This window comes from Pseudomonas sp. Sample_21 (assembly GCF_004307525.1).
Lineage (GTDB): Bacteria > Pseudomonadota > Gammaproteobacteria > Pseudomonadales > Pseudomonadaceae > Aquipseudomonas > Aquipseudomonas atacamensis.
The window spans coordinates 1-14,453 of record NZ_RCNZ01000061.1 but is presented as its reverse complement, the minus strand read 5'-3'; the positions used below and the strand labels follow the sequence as shown (position 1 = coordinate 14,453).

16 protein-coding genes and 1 pseudogene are annotated in these 14,453 nt (G+C 59.9%); 8 read left to right on the top strand and 9 right to left on the bottom strand.

Going from position 1 to position 14,453, the window contains the following annotated elements; genetic code table 11:
* The 4 genes from D8U71_RS10170 to rlmF all read left to right on the top strand — a co-directional run.
* The coding region (locus tag D8U71_RS10170) for a DNA polymerase III subunit chi (RefSeq protein ID WP_130887708.1) at nucleotides 1-362 on the top strand (362 nt) is incomplete at its 5' end.
* Between the two features lie 8 nt (nucleotides 363-370).
* The gene (locus D8U71_RS10165; RefSeq protein WP_056783087.1) at nucleotides 371-757 is read left to right on the top strand and encodes a hypothetical protein; all 387 of its coding nucleotides are present in this window, start codon (nucleotides 371-373) and stop codon (nucleotides 755-757) included.
* A gap of 194 nt (nucleotides 758-951) precedes the next feature.
* Nucleotides 952-3,798, top strand: a complete 2,847-nt coding sequence (locus D8U71_RS10160; RefSeq protein WP_130887707.1) for a valine--tRNA ligase — start codon at nucleotides 952-954, stop codon at nucleotides 3,796-3,798.
* A gap of 233 nt (nucleotides 3,799-4,031) precedes the next feature.
* Nucleotides 4,032-5,051 carry a 23S rRNA (adenine(1618)-N(6))-methyltransferase RlmF gene (gene rlmF / locus D8U71_RS10150; protein WP_130887706.1) on the top strand — a complete coding sequence of 340 codons (1,020 nt, stop codon included), beginning with the start codon at nucleotides 4,032-4,034 and terminating at the stop codon, nucleotides 5,049-5,051.
* A 195-nt stretch (nucleotides 5,052-5,246) separates the two neighbouring features.
* Here the strand turns inward: rlmF and D8U71_RS10145 are convergent, their stop codons facing one another.
* Nucleotides 5,247-5,528 carry an HU family DNA-binding protein gene (locus D8U71_RS10145; RefSeq protein WP_003221909.1) on the bottom strand — a complete coding sequence of 94 codons (282 nt, stop codon included), beginning with the start codon at nucleotides 5,526-5,528 and terminating at the stop codon, nucleotides 5,247-5,249.
* Nucleotides 5,529-5,923: 395 nt separating this feature from the next.
* Here D8U71_RS10145 and yejK point away from each other — a divergent pair, with 395 nt between their 5' ends.
* Both yejK and D8U71_RS10135 read left to right on the top strand, forming a co-directional pair.
* Nucleotides 5,924-6,928: a nucleoid-associated protein YejK gene (yejK, locus tag D8U71_RS10140; RefSeq protein WP_016771572.1), complete on the top strand. Its 1,005-nt coding sequence runs from the start codon at nucleotides 5,924-5,926 to the stop codon at nucleotides 6,926-6,928.
* Nucleotides 6,928-7,278 carry a glutaredoxin family protein gene (locus D8U71_RS10135; RefSeq protein WP_130887705.1) on the top strand — a complete coding sequence of 117 codons (351 nt, stop codon included), beginning with the start codon at nucleotides 6,928-6,930 and terminating at the stop codon, nucleotides 7,276-7,278. Before yejK ends, D8U71_RS10135 begins: the two co-directional genes overlap by 1 nt.
* Before the next feature lie 117 nt (nucleotides 7,279-7,395).
* On the opposite strand, the gene D8U71_RS10130 is transcribed toward D8U71_RS10135, so the two are convergent.
* From D8U71_RS10130 to D8U71_RS10105, 5 genes are all read right to left on the bottom strand, one after another.
* On the bottom strand, nucleotides 7,396-8,331 hold the full coding sequence (locus D8U71_RS10130) for a glutathione S-transferase family protein (protein WP_123443484.1): 936 nt from the start codon (nucleotides 8,329-8,331) through the stop codon (nucleotides 7,396-7,398).
* 84 nt (nucleotides 8,332-8,415) lie between these two features.
* Nucleotides 8,416-8,718, bottom strand: coding sequence for a GIY-YIG nuclease family protein (locus D8U71_RS10125; RefSeq protein ID WP_073473642.1), 303 nt, complete (start codon nucleotides 8,716-8,718; stop codon nucleotides 8,416-8,418).
* Nucleotides 8,719-8,759: 41 nt separating this feature from the next.
* Nucleotides 8,760-9,230 (bottom strand): nuclear transport factor 2 family protein, encoded by a 471-nt coding sequence (locus D8U71_RS10120; protein WP_130887704.1) that lies wholly within the window; start codon nucleotides 9,228-9,230, stop codon nucleotides 8,760-8,762.
* Between the two features lie 189 nt (nucleotides 9,231-9,419).
* Complete coding sequence (locus tag D8U71_RS10110) at nucleotides 9,420-10,724, bottom strand: CynX/NimT family MFS transporter (RefSeq protein WP_130887702.1); 1,305 nt, start codon at nucleotides 10,722-10,724, stop codon at nucleotides 9,420-9,422.
* A complete protein-coding gene (locus D8U71_RS10105) occupies nucleotides 10,714-11,373 on the bottom strand; it encodes a FadR/GntR family transcriptional regulator (protein WP_130887701.1) in 660 nt (219 codons plus the stop codon). Before D8U71_RS10105 ends, D8U71_RS10110 begins: the two co-directional genes overlap by 11 nt.
* Nucleotides 11,374-11,539: 166 nt before the next feature.
* On the opposite strand from D8U71_RS10105, the gene D8U71_RS10100 reads away from it, so the two are divergent.
* Both D8U71_RS10100 and D8U71_RS10095 read left to right on the top strand, forming a co-directional pair.
* A complete protein-coding gene (locus tag D8U71_RS10100; RefSeq protein WP_123443480.1) occupies nucleotides 11,540-11,851 on the top strand; it encodes a type II toxin-antitoxin system MqsR family toxin in 312 nt (103 codons plus the stop codon).
* Nucleotides 11,848-12,336, top strand: a complete 489-nt coding sequence (locus tag D8U71_RS10095; RefSeq protein ID WP_122601891.1) for a type II toxin-antitoxin system MqsA family antitoxin — start codon at nucleotides 11,848-11,850, stop codon at nucleotides 12,334-12,336. The genes D8U71_RS10100 and D8U71_RS10095 overlap by 4 nt, the downstream gene beginning before the upstream one ends.
* Nucleotides 12,337-12,387: 51 nt before the next feature.
* On the opposite strand, the gene D8U71_RS10090 is transcribed toward D8U71_RS10095, so the two are convergent.
* The 3 genes and pseudogenes from D8U71_RS10090 to D8U71_RS10080 all read right to left on the bottom strand — a co-directional run.
* Nucleotides 12,388-13,152 (bottom strand): amino acid ABC transporter ATP-binding protein, encoded by a 765-nt coding sequence (locus D8U71_RS10090; protein ID WP_016771581.1) that lies wholly within the window; start codon nucleotides 13,150-13,152, stop codon nucleotides 12,388-12,390.
* 13 nt (nucleotides 13,153-13,165) lie between these two features.
* Nucleotides 13,166-14,260 (bottom strand): amino acid ABC transporter permease, encoded by a 1,095-nt coding sequence (locus tag D8U71_RS10085; RefSeq protein WP_024011693.1) that lies wholly within the window; start codon nucleotides 14,258-14,260, stop codon nucleotides 13,166-13,168.
* A 10-nt stretch (nucleotides 14,261-14,270) separates the two neighbouring features.
* Nucleotides 14,271-14,453, bottom strand: a pseudogene (locus tag D8U71_RS10080) (amino acid ABC transporter permease); the annotation flags it as partial.

The following is a 14,453-nucleotide window of genomic DNA, read 5'->3' as shown; positions in this document are numbered from 1 at the left end:
AGCTCACCGAGAAAGCCTGGCGCATGGGCCACCGCATCTACCTGCATTGCAGCGATGCGGCCCAGCGCGACGATCTCGATGCGCGTCTGTGGACATTCAAGGGTGAAAGCTTCGTGCCCCACGGCCCGGCCGACAGCGAACCGGACGGTTTGATCGTGCTGGGACTCGGGCAAGACTGCGGTGAGCATCTGGATCTGCTGGTCAATCTCGACCTGAAAGTCCCGGCCTTCGCCAGCAAATTCGCCCGCGTGGCGGAAGTGGTGGTGGAAGATCCGACCATCCGAGCGGCGGCGCGGGAGAGTTTCCGTTTCTACCGCGAACAGGGCTATTCTCTGCAAGACCACCGTTTACAGCGACTCTGAGCACTCCAATGGACACTCCGAAACCGCAACAGAAGTCCGCACATCTGCTGGACGATCTTGAATCGATCCGCCAGTTGCTCGGCGATGACAACCTGCAACCGCCGCTCTTGACCGATACGGTCGATGACGGCGAACAGGAACAGATTCCGATGCTGTTCGATTCCGTCGGCAATCAGCCGGCGGCCGTCGAGCCGCCACCAGCGCCGCCGGCTGCCCCGGCTGCCGCACCGGTCGATAAAGGCCCGGACGCCTTGCTGCACCTGGACAGCGAACTGCGCGCCGCCGCGCAATTGATCATGCAAGACGTGATCGACGACTTCGCCCCGCACATCGAGACCGAAATCAAACGCCGCCTCGATGCGCGAATGGAGCGGCTGCTCAGCCAGTACGAATAAGCCGCTAGTGCAGGAGCTGCCGAAGGCTGCGATCTTTTAACTTTGCTTTCACAAAAAACAAGATCAAAAGATCGCAGCCTTCGGCAGCTCCTGCATTTAGATCTCCGCCAGACCTCCCCCGCTCGCCCTCGGCACCATGCCCCGCTATACTTCCCGGCTTTTCCTGAATAAATGCCAATAGGGTCCCGCCGCGCATGGATAAGACCTACCAGCCGCACGCCATTGAAACTTCCTGGTACAAGACCTGGGAGTCCGAGAACTACTTCGCCCCGCAAGGCGCGGGCGAGTCCTACACCATCATGATCCCGCCGCCGAACGTCACCGGCAGCCTGCACATGGGTCACGGCTTCAACAACGCGATCATGGACGCGTTGATCCGTTTCCGCCGCATGCAGGGTCGCGACACCCTGTGGCAGCCGGGCACCGACCACGCCGGTATCGCCACGCAGATGCTGGTGGAGCGCCAACTCGAAGCCCAGGGCCAGAATCGTCACGATCTGGGCCGGGAAAAATTCCTCGAGAAAGTCTGGGAGTGGAAAGATCAGTCCGGTGGCAACATCAGCCGGCAGATCCGCCGCCTCGGCTCGTCCGTCGACTGGAGCCGCGAGCGCTTCACCATGGACGACGGCCTCTCGGAAGCGGTCAAGGAAGCCTTCGTGCGCCTGCATGAAGACGGCCTGATCTACCGCGGCAAGCGTCTGGTCAACTGGGACACCAAACTGCACACGGCGATTTCCGACCTCGAAGTGGAAAACCACGAAGAGAAAGGTTTCCTGTGGAACCTGAAATACCCATTGGCCGATGGCGTTAAAACCGCCGAGGGCAATGACTTCCTGATCGTCGCCACCACCCGTCCGGAAACCATTCTCGGCGACTCCGCCGTCGCGGTTAACCCGAACGACGAGCGCTACAAAGCGCTGATCGGCAAATTCGTCGAGCTGCCACTGGTTGGCCGGCGCATCCCGATCATCGCCGACGATTACTGCGACCCTGAATTCGGCACCGGCTGCGTGAAAATCACCCCGGCCCACGATTTCAACGACTACGAAGTCGGCAAGCGCCACAACCTGCCGCTGCTGAACATCTTCGACAAGAACGCCAACGTGCTGCCTGCCGCGCAGGTGTTCAACCTTGACGGCACGCTGAACGAGAGCATCGACGGCAAGATTCCGGCCGAGTTCGCCGGGCTGGAGCGTTTCGAGGCGCGCAAGCAGATCGTCGCCGCGTTCGACGCTGCCGGCCTGCTGGTGAGCGTCAACGATCACAACCTGAAAACGCCGAAAGGCGATCGCTCCGGCACGGTCATCGAGCCGTGGCTGACCGACCAATGGTACGTATCGACCAAGCCTCTGGCCGAGCCGGCGATTGCTGCCGTTGAAGACGGTCGCATCCAGTTCGTGCCCAAGCAGTACGAAAACATGTACTTCTCGTGGATGCGCGACATCCAGGACTGGTGCATCAGCCGTCAGCTGTGGTGGGGCCACCGGATTCCGGCCTGGTACGACGAGTCGGGCAAGGTCTACGTCGGTCGCGACGAAGCCGAAGTGCGTGCCAAGCACAACCTCGGCCCGGACGTTGCGCTGCAACAGGACAACGACGTACTCGACACCTGGTTCAGTTCCGGCCTGTGGACGTTCTCGACCCTGGGCTGGCCTGAGCAGACCGAGTTCCTGAAGAAATTCCACTCCACCGACGTGCTGGTCACCGGTTTCGACATCATTTTCTTCTGGGTTGCCCGGATGATCATGATGACCATGCACCTGATGAAGAACGAAGACGGCACGCCGCAGGTTCCGTTCAAGACTGTCTACGTACACGGTCTGGTACGCGACGGCCAGGGCCAGAAGATGTCCAAGTCCAAGGGCAACGTCCTTGACCCGCTGGACATCATCGACGGCATCGACCTGGAAACCCTGGTGCAGAAGCGCACCTCGGGCCTGATGCAACCGAAACTGGCGAAGAAGATCGAGAAAGCCACCCGCGAAGAATTCGCCAATGGCATCGAAAGCTACGGTACCGACGCCCTGCGCTTCACCTTCTGCTCGCTGGCCTCGACCGGTCGCGACATCAAGTTCGACATGGGTCGCGTCGAAGGCTATCGCAACTTCTGCAATAAGATCTGGAACGCCGCGCGTTACGTTCTGGACAAAGGCGAAGACTGCGGCCAGAACGGCGAAGCCTACGAGCTGTCGCTGGCTGATCGCTGGATCATTTCGCAGTTGCAACGCACCGAAGCCGAAGTGACCCGCCAACTGGATCAGTTCCGTTTCGACCTCGCCGCGCAAGCGCTGTACGAGTTCATCTGGAACCAATACTGCGACTGGTATCTGGAACTGTCCAAGCCTGTGCTGTGGGACGAGAACGCGCCGGTCGAACGTCAGCGCGGTACTCGCCGGACGCTGGTGCGCGTGCTGGAAGTGGCGCTGCGTCTGGCGCATCCGTTCATGCCGTTCATCACTGAAGAAATCTGGCAGCGTATCGCGCCGCTGGCCGGTATTCAGGGCAAAACGATCATGCTGCAGCCTTGGCCGGTGGCCAACGAAGAGCGCATCGATCCGGCGGCGGAAAACGACATCGAATGGCTCAAGGAACTGATGCTCGGCACGCGCAACATTCGTGGCGAGATGAACATCGGCCCGGGCAAGCCACTGCCGATCTTCCTGAAGAACGTCAGCGCTGAAGACCAGCGCCGCTTGTCCGAGAACGAAGCGCTGCTGAAGAAGCTGGCGCGCCTGGAATCGATCACCGTACTCGCCGCTGGCGAAGAAGCACCGCTGTCCGCCACCGCATTGGTGGGCGAGATGGAAGTGCTGGTGCCAATGGCCGGTCTGATCGACAAGGGCGCGGAACTGGCGCGTCTGGACAAGGAAATCCTGCGTCTGCAGGGCGAAGTCCAGCGGGTTGGCGGCAAGCTCTCCAACGCAGGATTCGTCGACAAGGCCCCGGCCGAAGTCATCGAGAAGGAACGCGCCAAACTGGCCGAGGCCGAACAGGCCCTGGGCAAACTGGCCGAGCAGCACGCGCGGATTGCCAGTCTGTAACGGCAAATCGCACTGAAGAAGGGAGGCCCAGGTGGCCTCCCTTTTTTATTCCTGCAAAACCTCGAGTCCCCTGTGGGAGCGAGCCTGCTCGCGAAAGCGGCGTGTCAGCCGACAAATCTGTCAGATGTAAAACCGCGTTCGCGAGCAGGCTCGCTCCCACAGTTTGAACGGTGTTGCCTTCAGATGTGGGACAATGCCCGCCACTTTCAGCCATACCCGAATCGACCACGCCCATGACCACCCCCCGCACACCCAAACCTGCGCGCAAGAAGCCTGACGCCGCGTCCCCGAGCAAAGCCGTCGAGCCGCGCGACAAGGCCAGCCTGCATCCGCGCAATCGCCATCAGGGTCGTTACGACTTTCCGGCACTGATCAAGACCACGCCGGAACTGGCCAAGTACGTGATCACCAACCCGTACGGCAAGGAAAGCATCGACTTCGCCAGCCCCGACGCGGTGCGGGTGTTCAATCGGGCGCTGCTCAAGGCGTTCTATGGCATTCAGCATTGGGACATCCCGGCCGACTATCTGTGCCCTCCGGTTCCGGGGCGTGCCGACTATGTGCACTTTCTCGCCGACCTGCTGGCGAGCATGAACGACGGTAAGGTGCCGCGCGGCGCGATCGTCAATGTGCTGGACATCGGCATGGGCGCCAACTGCGTTTATCCGCTGATCGGCAACAGCGAATATCGCTGGCACTTCCTCGGCTCGGAGATCGACCCGACAGCCGTGGCGGCGGCGCGAGCCATTGTTCAGTCCAACGATCTGAGCAAGGTGATCCAACTGCGCCAGCAGGAAAACCGCAAGCACATCCTCATCGGCTTGCTGGAGCCGGGCGAGCGTTTCGACCTGACCATGTGCAACCCGCCGTTCCACGCCTCGATGGAAGAAGCGACCAAGGGCAGCGAGCGCAAGTGGCGCGCCTTGGGCAAGGCCGACCCGAAACGCAAGCTGCCGGTGCTGAACTTCGGCGGGCAATCGGCGGAGCTGTGGTGTGAAGGCGGTGAAGCGCGCTTCGTGACGCAGTTGATTGCCGAGAGCGCGAACTTCCAGCACAAGGTGTTGTGGTTCAGCACCCTGGTGTCGAAGGCCTCGAACCTGCCGGCCATCGAGACGGCACTGAAGAAGGCCGGCGTGCTGGAAAGCCAGGTCGTGGAGATGTCGCAGGGGCAGAAGCAGAGCCGCTTTGTCGCCTGGACCTTCCAGACCAAGTCCGAGCAGCAGATCTGGCGGCGTGAGCGCTGGGTGCGCTAAGACACAGCAGATCCCCCTGTGGGAGCGAGCCTGCTCGCGAAGGCAGCGTGTCAGTCAGCTTCAATATCGACTGACCCACCGCTTTCGCGAGCAGGCTCGCTCCCACATTTGCCCGCGACTTGACCGTCAAATCGCAGACACAAAAAAACCGTGCCCCGGATCACTCCGAAGCACGGTTTTTTTTATCGCTGCGTCTTACTTGTTCACAGCGTCGGTCAGGCCTTTGGCCACAACCAGCTTGATCACTTTCTTTGCAGGGATTTCGATGGCAGCGCCAGTCGAAGGGTTACGGCCGGTGCGGGCAGGACGCTCGGTCACTTTCAGCTTGCCGATACCTGGCAAGGTGATTTCGCCGCCGTTTTCCAGCTGATCGGCAACGATTTGGCCCAGTTGGTCCAGAGCGTTACGCGCGGTGGTTTTCGGCGCGTCGATAGCTTCAGCGATGTCGGCGATCAGTTGGTCTTTAGTAAGAGCCATGTAGTGTTCCTTCCCTATCAAATTCATATGGATTGCAGAGTGCAGTGTCAGCCATCGAGCCCGATCTTCTGGATCTGGCACCCTCGGCGATAACCACGACGAGTCGGGTTATAGATGCCGAAATCAGGGTTTGGTTCGACCTGACAAATGCTGAATGCACGCTTAACGCAGTGACTTCGCGTAAGACCGGGCAAAACTAGCACAGCGACAAGGAAATATCCGCCTCTAGCTACCCATTTGGTCAGCTTTATTGCGCTAAATCGGTAAAAAACCGCTTAAGGCCGGGCGCGCGCCCCGGTTTTGCCCTGCAACCCGCGCCAAAACCAGTGGTTGCGGTACACTGAGCGCTTTTTCGGGGGAGCCTGCCCTCCTCCCTTCCAACAGCCGAGAAGCCCATGCCGATCCGCCATTGCATCGTCCACCTGATCGACAAAAAACCCGACGGCACGCCCGCAGTTCTGCACGCCCGTGACTCTGAACTGGCCGAGTCCGCCGCCATCGAAAACATGCTCGCCGACCTCAATGAAAGCTACAACGCCAAACAGGGCAAAGCCTGGGGCCTGTTCCATCCGGAATCGGGCGCGTTCCCCTTCAGCGGCTGGTTGAAGGAGTACATGGACGGCGGCCGTGACTTCACCGCGTTCAGTAAAGTGGCGGTCGAGCATCTGCAGAAGCTGATGGAAGAATCCAACCTGTCGGTGGGCGGCCACGTGCTGTTCGCCCACTATCAGCAAGGCATGACCGACTATCTGGCGATCGCCCTGCTGCACCACAGCGAAGGCGTGGCGGTGACCGACGAGCTCGACGTAACTCCTTCGCGCCATCTCGACCTTGGCCAATTGCATCTGGCCGCGCGGATCAACGTTTCCGAGTGGCAGAACAACAAACAGTCCAAACAGTACATTTCGTTCATCAAGGGCAAGAATGGCAAGAAGGTCTCGGAGTACTTCCGCGACTTCATCGGCTGCCAGGAAGGCGTCGACGGCCCCGGCGAGACGCGCACACTGCTCAAGGCCTTCAGCGACTTTGTCGAGAGCGAAGACCTGCCGGAAGACTCGGCCCGCGAGAAAACCAAAACTCTGGTCGACTATGCCAGCAGCCAGGCCAAGCTCGGCGAACCGATGGGCCTTGAGGAGCTGTCGGAGCTGATCGACGAAGAACGCCCGAAGGCCTTCTACGATCACATTCGCAACAAGGACTACGGCCTGTCGCCGGAGATCCCGGCAGACAAACGCACCCTCAACCAATTCCGCCGCTTCACCGGCCGCGCCGAAGGTCTGTCGATCAGCTTCGAAGCGCACCTGCTGGGTTCGAAGATCGAGTACGACGAAGAGAACGGCACTCTGATCATCAAAGGCCTGCCGACTTCGCTGACCGACCAGCTGAAGCGGCGTAACTGATGCTCGGCAATGTGCTGAAAAAAGTCGCCCTGGTGCTGCTGGTGGTCGTGGTTTACCAGAACTGGGGCAAGATCGAGCGGGTGTTCAACCCCGCGCAAATGGTTTCTGAGCAGACGCGGGCGCAAGCCAATGTCGTGCTTTATGCCACCGACTGGTGCGGCTACTGCAAACAGACCAAACGCTTTCTCGACAGCAAGGGCATACCGTTCAAGGAGTACGACATCGAGAAGGATGCCGATGCGCGCAAGGCGTATGAGGCATTGGGTGGACGCGGGATTCCGCTGATTGATGTGAACGGTACGTTGATTCGCGGGTTTGATCCGGAAGAAATCCTCGCTGCCCTCAAATAATCCATTGTGGGAGCGAGCCTGCTCGCGAAAGCGCTGCATCAGCCAACGACATGTTGAATGATCCATCGTCTTCGCGAGCAGGCTCGCTCCCACAGGTTTTGCAGCTGACTCGATAAATCAGCGCGCCTCGATACGGAACCCAAAGCGCGGAAAGTGCACATGCACCACGCCGCCACGTTCGTCTTCACGGCGAATGATCAGCTCTTCACTGCCAGCAAACAGCAGCTCGCCCACCACCGGATCAACGCCGTAATCGATAGCGGCAATTGCCACTTGCTGGCCCGCCTTGAAGCCGTTCGGATCAACGAACCGCTCATCCGGCAATGCCGCTGGCGTCGCGTTATGCGCGACCTCCAGTGCCTCGGCGGAAGACATCTCGCTCGCCGCGCCATGGCCGAACCCCAGCACCCGACCCAGCCACGCCGCGACCGCCGGATATTCATCCACCAGCGGCGCCGTCACGTGCGTCGCCTTGAGGAACCACAGCGGATGCGCCAGGGCGAAGTCGGCAATCGATGGCTCGCCGAAGAGGAAGTCGCCCTGCTCGCGCTGCAACTGCTGCTCCAGTCGCGCCATGATCGTCGGCCACTGATGTTTGGCCTGCTCGGCGGACAGACGCGTGGCGCTGCCACCGCTGAACAAACCGGCGCGGTCGGCCAGGAATGCCTTGATCGCTTCCGGAGGCAATTTGCCGAAACGTACCGCCACCGATTCCGGCTGGAATACCAGGCTTACGGCGTGCTGGAACACCACCGAATCGGCCCACGCCGCAAAACTGGCGCAGGTCATTTCCTGACCCTCGGGGAAGAACGCCGGCAGGGCTTTTTCCTGTTCCAGGCGTCGAGCGATCAGTGCGGTGTCGCAATAGATGTCAGCACCGATCTGCAACACAGGGGTCTTGCGGTAGCCACCGGTCAACGCGGTCAGATCCGGCTTTGGCATCACCGGGGAAATATGCACCGAACGCCAGGACAGGCCTTTGAAGCCCAGCAGCAGGCGGGCCTTCTCGGCGAATGGAGAGGTCGGGTAATGGTGCAGAATCAACTCGGACATGCTCGGCTCCGCCGCTCAGATAGTGAGCCCGCAGCTTAGCGTGCATTTGATTAGCAGCCTACAGATCTGCCTGATGGGAGCCAATCAGTCAGATTGATAAGACGCGACGAGGCATTCCTTGGCGCTTTTGCGCAGCTTTTTGATCAGCCGTTCCTGGCGCAAAGCATCGCTTTTGTCGCGGCACAGTTCGGTGTAGACCAGCGCCATCGCCGGGCTGGAGAGAAAGAACCGCGCGCCCTTGCCGCTCTGATGCTTGGCGAAACGCCGCACCGGGTCGTCGCTGATTCCGCAGTACAACGAGCCATTGGCGGCACGCACGAGGTAGACGAACCAGGATTTGCTCACTGGCTCGGCAGCATCGACGGATTGTTCGCTAAGACTGGTCACTTGGGTGATCTGAACGTGTAGGAAAACAGGCGGCGATCTTATCAGCGCCCGGCCTGAAAAGCCTTCAGTCCCTTGCGCGCCTGGGCGCGGACGGCGTTGCGCACCAGCGGCGTCCAGCCCAGCAACAGGCCTTTGAAACCCAACGCCTGGCGCGACCAGCGCCACAGATCGAAGTGGTCGTGATGCTCGCAGATCTTGCCGTCACGGAACACGAATCGCGCCTGGATATCGTTGATGACGATGTTGCCGGTCTGGCTGAACAGGTAGGTCGCGACCCAGTGTGCTCCGCCGCTGCGTTCGTCGGCGCGGACGTTGTCGAAGGTCAGGGAGAAATCCTTGGCGCGGGTAGTCAGCATGCGCCACATGTCGCCGGCATCGCGCCCGCGCAACTCGCCGAAGGCCGGATCGCTGAATACCACATCATCGGTGTAGCAGACGGCCATGGCTTCGGCGTCAAGGCGCTGAAAGGCTTGGTAGAAGCGGGTGATCAGGGCGCTGTGGGCTTCGCTCAAGGCAGTCTCCAAAAAATAGGTACAGATTGCCAGCACCATAATCTGCCGCGCGCAGAAACACTATCGGCAATACGCAAAACCCTTGTGGGAGCGAGCCTGCTCGCGAAGGCAATTCAACATTCAACATCCATGTTGACTGAAACACCGCTTTCGCGAGCAGGCTCGCTCCCACATTTGCAACCAGTGCATTCAGATCTTTTCGCTTTGCACCTGCACATACAGCGCCCGGCCGGCACCCAGCCCGGCGAGGATTGCACCGGCGCCGATAATGCCGAAAATCCAGCCCAACGCACTCCAGCCGCCGGTCCAGTCATGCACCACGCCCACGGCGAAAGGCCCCATGGACGCCAGGGTGTAGCCAAAACCCTGCGACATGCTCGACAGGTTCGCCGCGACATGGGAATCGCGCGAGCGCAGGACGATCAGGGTCAGGGCCAGACTGAACGTACCGCCCTGCCCGAGGCCGAGCAGAATCGCCCAGCCCCACAGACCTTCGATCGGTGCGTACAGGCAGCCGAACAGGCCGGCCAGGGTCAGCGCCATGACCACGACGATCGCCAGACGCTGATCCTTGCCACGGGTCGCCAGCCACGGCGCGGCCAGCGAACTGGCCAGCTGAATGATCACCGAACCGGACAGCACCAATCCGGCCTGAGTCGGTGTCAGCCCGCGACCGATGAGGATCGACGGCAACCAGCCAAACACGATGTAGGCCAGCGACGATTGCAGGCCCATGTACAAGGTCACCTGCCAGGCCAGCGGATCACGCAGCAACCCGCGCACGCGGTAGGCGACGTTGTGTGCGCCATGTTTGGAGCCGACTTGTGGCAGCCAGAAAACCGCCGCCACCAATGCCGGAATCACCCAGAAGCCCAGGCCCATCGCCCAGCTGTTGCCGAAGTGTTCACTCAGCGGCACGGTCGAACCCGCCGCCATCGCTGCGCCCAGGCACAGCGCCATGGTGTAGACGCCGGTCATGGTCCCGGCGTGTTTGGCGAAGTCGCGCTTGACGATGCCCGGCAGCAGCACGCCGACGATGCCGATGCTGGCGCCGCCAAGGACGCTGCCGGCGAACAGCCCGATCTCGCCGAAATTGCTGCGCAGGATGATGCCGCCGGCCAGTGTCAGCAGAATCCCCAACACCACGCGCTCAGCACCAAACCGCCGCGCCAGAATCGGCGCCAGCGGTGCGAACAAGCCCAGGCACAGCACCGGCAACGTGGTCAGTAATCCCGCCTGCGCCGCAGACAGCCCGAGGCTTCTGGAGACCTCGCTAAGCAATGGCGCCATGCTCGACAACGCCGGGCGCAGGTTCAGCGCCACCAGAATCAACCCGAGCAGCAGCAACCATGGACGTTTCACCAACGGATGGCTTTGCTGGACCTGCTCGTCATCAGCCTCGGCATCGATCAGCAGCTCTTCAAGTTCGGGGGTGCGTTTCGATGCTGTGGATAACTCACTGCGGGACATGGTCTTCTCGGTTTCAAGGTTCATTGATCAACTGCCTCGACAAGGCTTTGGCCCGTTCCGGGTCGCGTTGCTCGACCGCATCGAGCAAGTCGATGTGCAGATCGAACACTTCCTGACGGCGCGGGGAGATATTAAGGGTCTGGCGCAATTGCGCGCCGACGATGCTGGAGAAGTAGCGATACAACTCGCTGAGGGTCGGGTTGTGCGCGGCGTCGACCAGTCGGCGATGGAACACCAGATCGCAGGCGATATAGGCGTCGAGATCGCCGTGGTAATGGCTGCCGCTGGTGCCGAGCGCTTCACGCAGCGCCGCCAGATCCTCATCGGTACGACGCAACGCCGCCAGGCCGATGGCCTCGACTTCAAGGATGTGCCGGGTCTCCCGAGCCTGCTCCAGGGAACAGCGGGACAACGCTTTGAGCGTATCCAGCGGATCGACCACCGCGCGCAGATAACTGCCATCGCCCTGGCGAATTTCGATCAGACCGGAAAACGCCAGAACACGCATGGCTTCGCGCACGGTGTTGCGGCTGATGCCCAGCTCGGCGCACAGCTCAGGCTCGGTCGGCAGACGCTCGCCGACCTGCCACGCACCGCTGTTGATGCGCTGACGCAGTTGATCCAAAGCCTGATCGACCAGGGATCGCTTGATCAAAGGGGAAATTTCGGACATGAGCTTCGCCTTTTCATCCAATCATAGGATGAATTTTCCGACATGTTAGTCAGACCCATGTAGGACGGCAACCACCTAGGGTCAATCGGAGACACATGGAGCGGCATTTTCGATTAGTCAAAATTACCCTTTAAGGGTAATTTCAGGGACAGGGTTTTGGCTTCTTATGGAAAAGAACACACCCCATTACGACTTGGCGGTGATCAAGTCTGAAGTGAGGCGACTGGGTCAAAATGCTTTCACCAAAACTTCAGTAAGGTCAGCTGAGAAGCTCGGCTTCAATGTCAGCGAAATGCAGGAGATTGTTTTCGAGCTACAAACCAGGATGTTGTACAAATCGATGACTACTTATGAGGATCATCGAATCTGGCAAGACGTGTATCACATCAATTCACGAGATCAGGAGATTTACATCAAGGTGACATACCGCCCCGGCGGCAGCCCACCGGTGATCTCCTTCAAGGAGAACAACCCATGAAAACCCAGCAATGTGTCAGCTGCGGTGCACGTGAGGGAATGAGGCATTTTCAGGGGCGCGGCGAAACCCTGAAAGTCAAAGGCATGGAGCGGCGTGTGGATGATCTTTCTGGCTGGGAGTGCCAGAACTGCGGTGAGGTCGAATGGGACGCCGATACCGATAGCGCGGAACGTTATTGCGACGCAGGTGATGAGTTGGTCATCGCTGCCAGGAAAATGATTGGCGACGAGATGAAGCGGATTCGCCGCAAATTGCATCTGACGCAAAAAGAGACGGTGCAACTGCTATCTGGGGGTGGGCATAACGCATTCTCTCGCTACGAGCGCGGCGAAATCTTGCCGCCCAAGGCACTCATACTGCTGATGCGTTTATTGGATCGTTACCCATATTTGCTAACCGATGCAAAGACTCTCGGCGAAGGTGCAGATTTGAGAGGTTTCGAGCACATCGTCCACAAAGAACATGAATCCCTTTCGGTTTCCTGACACCGAAAAAACAACCCGGCACATGGCCGGGTTGGTTTCACTCATCAACCATCAATGCAAAATCTGACTCAAGAACAACTTCGTCCGATCATTCTGCGGATTGTCGAAGAAATCGTTCGGCGCCGCCTGTTCAACGATTTCGCCCTTGTCCATGAAGATCACGCGGTTGGCCACGGTGCGGGCGAAGCCCATTTCGTGGGTCACGCAGAGCATGGTCATACCGTCTTCGGCCAGACCGATCATGGTGTCGAGAACCTCTTTCACCATTTCCGGATCGAGCGCTGAAGTCGGCTCGTCAAACAGCATGATTTTCGGCTTCATGCACAAGGCGCGGGCGATCGCCACACGCTGCTGCTGACCACCGGACAGTTGCCCCGGGTACTTGTGCGCCTGCTCCGGAATGCGTACGCGCTCCAGGTAATGCATGGCGATTTCTTCGGCCTTGCGCTTGGGCATTTTGCGCACCCACATCGGCGCCAGCGTGCAGTTCTGCAGAATGGTCAGGTGCGGGAACAGGTTGAAGTGCTGGAACACCATGCCGACTTCGCGACGGATCGCTTCGATCTGCTTGAGGTCATTGGTCAGTTCCACGCCATCGACGACGATGCGCCCCTGCTGGTGTTCTTCCAGACGATTCAGGCAACGGATCGTAGTCGATTTACCGGAACCCGACGGGCCACACAGGACGATGCGCTCTCCCTGTTTGACGTTGAGGTTGATGTCCTTGAGTACGTGAAACTGGCCGTACCACTTGTTCACGCCCTGCATCTGGATGATGCCTTCCGGACCCACAGGCTTTTTGATTGCTTCGCTCATTTACAGAGAACTCCTAACGCTTGTGGCCAGTGTCGAGCTTGCGTTCCAGATGCATGGAATAGCGCGACATACCAAAACAGAAAATCCAGAACACGAGGGCGGCGAACACGTAGCCTTCGGTGGCCATGCCCAGCCATTTCGGGTCGGCGGCGGCTTGCTTGACGCTGTTGAGCAGGTCGAACAGGCCGATGATGATCACCAGGCTGGTGTCCTTGAACAGCGCAATGAACGTGTTGACGATGCCCGGGATCACCAGCTTCAGCGCTTGCGGCAGAATCACCAGGCCCATCGAACGCCAGTAACCGAGGCCCATCGCCGCGGCCGCTTCGTACTGCCCTTTGGGAATCGCTTGCAGACCGCCACGCACCACTTCGGCGACGTACGCCGACTGGAACAGGATCACGCCGATCAGCGCCCGCAGCAGCTTGTCGAAGTTCATGCCTTCGGGCAGGAACAGCGGCAGCATTACCGAGGACATGAACAGCACCGTGATCAACGGCACGCCGCGCCAGAACTCGATGAAAGTCACGCAGACCACACGAATCGCCGGCATGTTCGAACGTCGTCCCAGCGCCAGCACGATGCCCAGCGGCAATGCTCCGGCGATGCCGACGGTGGCGATCACCAGGGTCAGCATCAGGCCGCCCCACTGGCTGGTCGGCACGGTGGTCAGACCGAAACCGCCGTGCAACAAGATGAAGGCGATGATCGGGTACAGCACCAGGAAGCTCAGGCCGTACACCGCTTTACGCGGCACGCGCGAGATGAACAGCGGTGCTGCGCCAATGACCGCCAGCCACACGGTCAGATCAACGCGCCAGCGCAGTTCGGTCGGGTAATAGCCGTACATGAACTGGCCGAAGCGCTGCTGAATGAACACCCAGCAGGCGCCTTCCTTGGTGCAGTCGGCGCGAGTGGTGCCGACCCAGTTGGCATCGACGATCGCCCAGCTGAGGATCGGTGGCACGACCAGGTAGATCAGGTAGAACGCGAACAGCGTCAGCAGGGTGTTGAGCCAGCTGGAGAACATGTTCGCGCGCATCCACGCCACCACGCCGATGCTGCTGTTCGGTGGAGGCATGTCGGGTTTGAAAGTATGAGTACTCATGCGCTTTTCCTTACCGCTCGATCAGCGCAATGCGCTTGTTGTACCAGTTCATCAGCAGGGAAATGCTGATACTGATCGCCAGGTACACGCTCATGGTGATGGCAATCACTTCGATGGCCTGCCCGGTCTGGTTGAGCACGGTGCCGGCGAACAGCGAAACCATTTCCGGGTAACCGATACCGGCCGCCAGCGA

Bases quoted from the DNA above. Each gene is read 5' to 3' on its own strand.
- rlmF (WP_130887706.1), top strand. From the start codon at position 4,032: ATGACCACCCCCCGCACACCCAAACCTGCGCGCAAGAAGCCTGACGCC.
- D8U71_RS10085 (WP_024011693.1), bottom strand. From the start codon at position 14,260: ATGAGTACTCATACTTTCAAACCCGACATGCCTCCACCGAACAGCAGC.
- D8U71_RS10165 (WP_056783087.1), top strand. From the start codon at position 371: ATGGACACTCCGAAACCGCAACAGAAGTCCGCACATCTGCTGGACGAT.
- D8U71_RS10130 (WP_123443484.1), bottom strand. From the start codon at position 8,331: ATGTCCGAGTTGATTCTGCACCATTACCCGACCTCTCCATTCGCCGAG.
- D8U71_RS10105 (WP_130887701.1), bottom strand. From the start codon at position 11,373: ATGTCCGAAATTTCCCCTTTGATCAAGCGATCCCTGGTCGATCAGGCT.
- D8U71_RS10110 (WP_130887702.1), bottom strand. From the start codon at position 10,724: ATGAACCTTGAAACCGAGAAGACCATGTCCCGCAGTGAGTTATCCACA.
- yejK (WP_016771572.1), top strand. From the start codon at position 5,924: ATGCCGATCCGCCATTGCATCGTCCACCTGATCGACAAAAAACCCGAC.
- D8U71_RS10135 (WP_130887705.1), top strand. From the start codon at position 6,928: ATGCTCGGCAATGTGCTGAAAAAAGTCGCCCTGGTGCTGCTGGTGGTC.
- D8U71_RS10100 (WP_123443480.1), top strand. From the start codon at position 11,540: ATGGAAAAGAACACACCCCATTACGACTTGGCGGTGATCAAGTCTGAA.
- D8U71_RS10090 (WP_016771581.1), bottom strand. From the start codon at position 13,152: ATGAGCGAAGCAATCAAAAAGCCTGTGGGTCCGGAAGGCATCATCCAG.
- D8U71_RS10095 (WP_122601891.1), top strand. From the start codon at position 11,848: ATGAAAACCCAGCAATGTGTCAGCTGCGGTGCACGTGAGGGAATGAGG.
- D8U71_RS10145 (WP_003221909.1), bottom strand. From the start codon at position 5,528: ATGGCTCTTACTAAAGACCAACTGATCGCCGACATCGCTGAAGCTATC.
- D8U71_RS10160 (WP_130887707.1), top strand. From the start codon at position 952: ATGGATAAGACCTACCAGCCGCACGCCATTGAAACTTCCTGGTACAAG.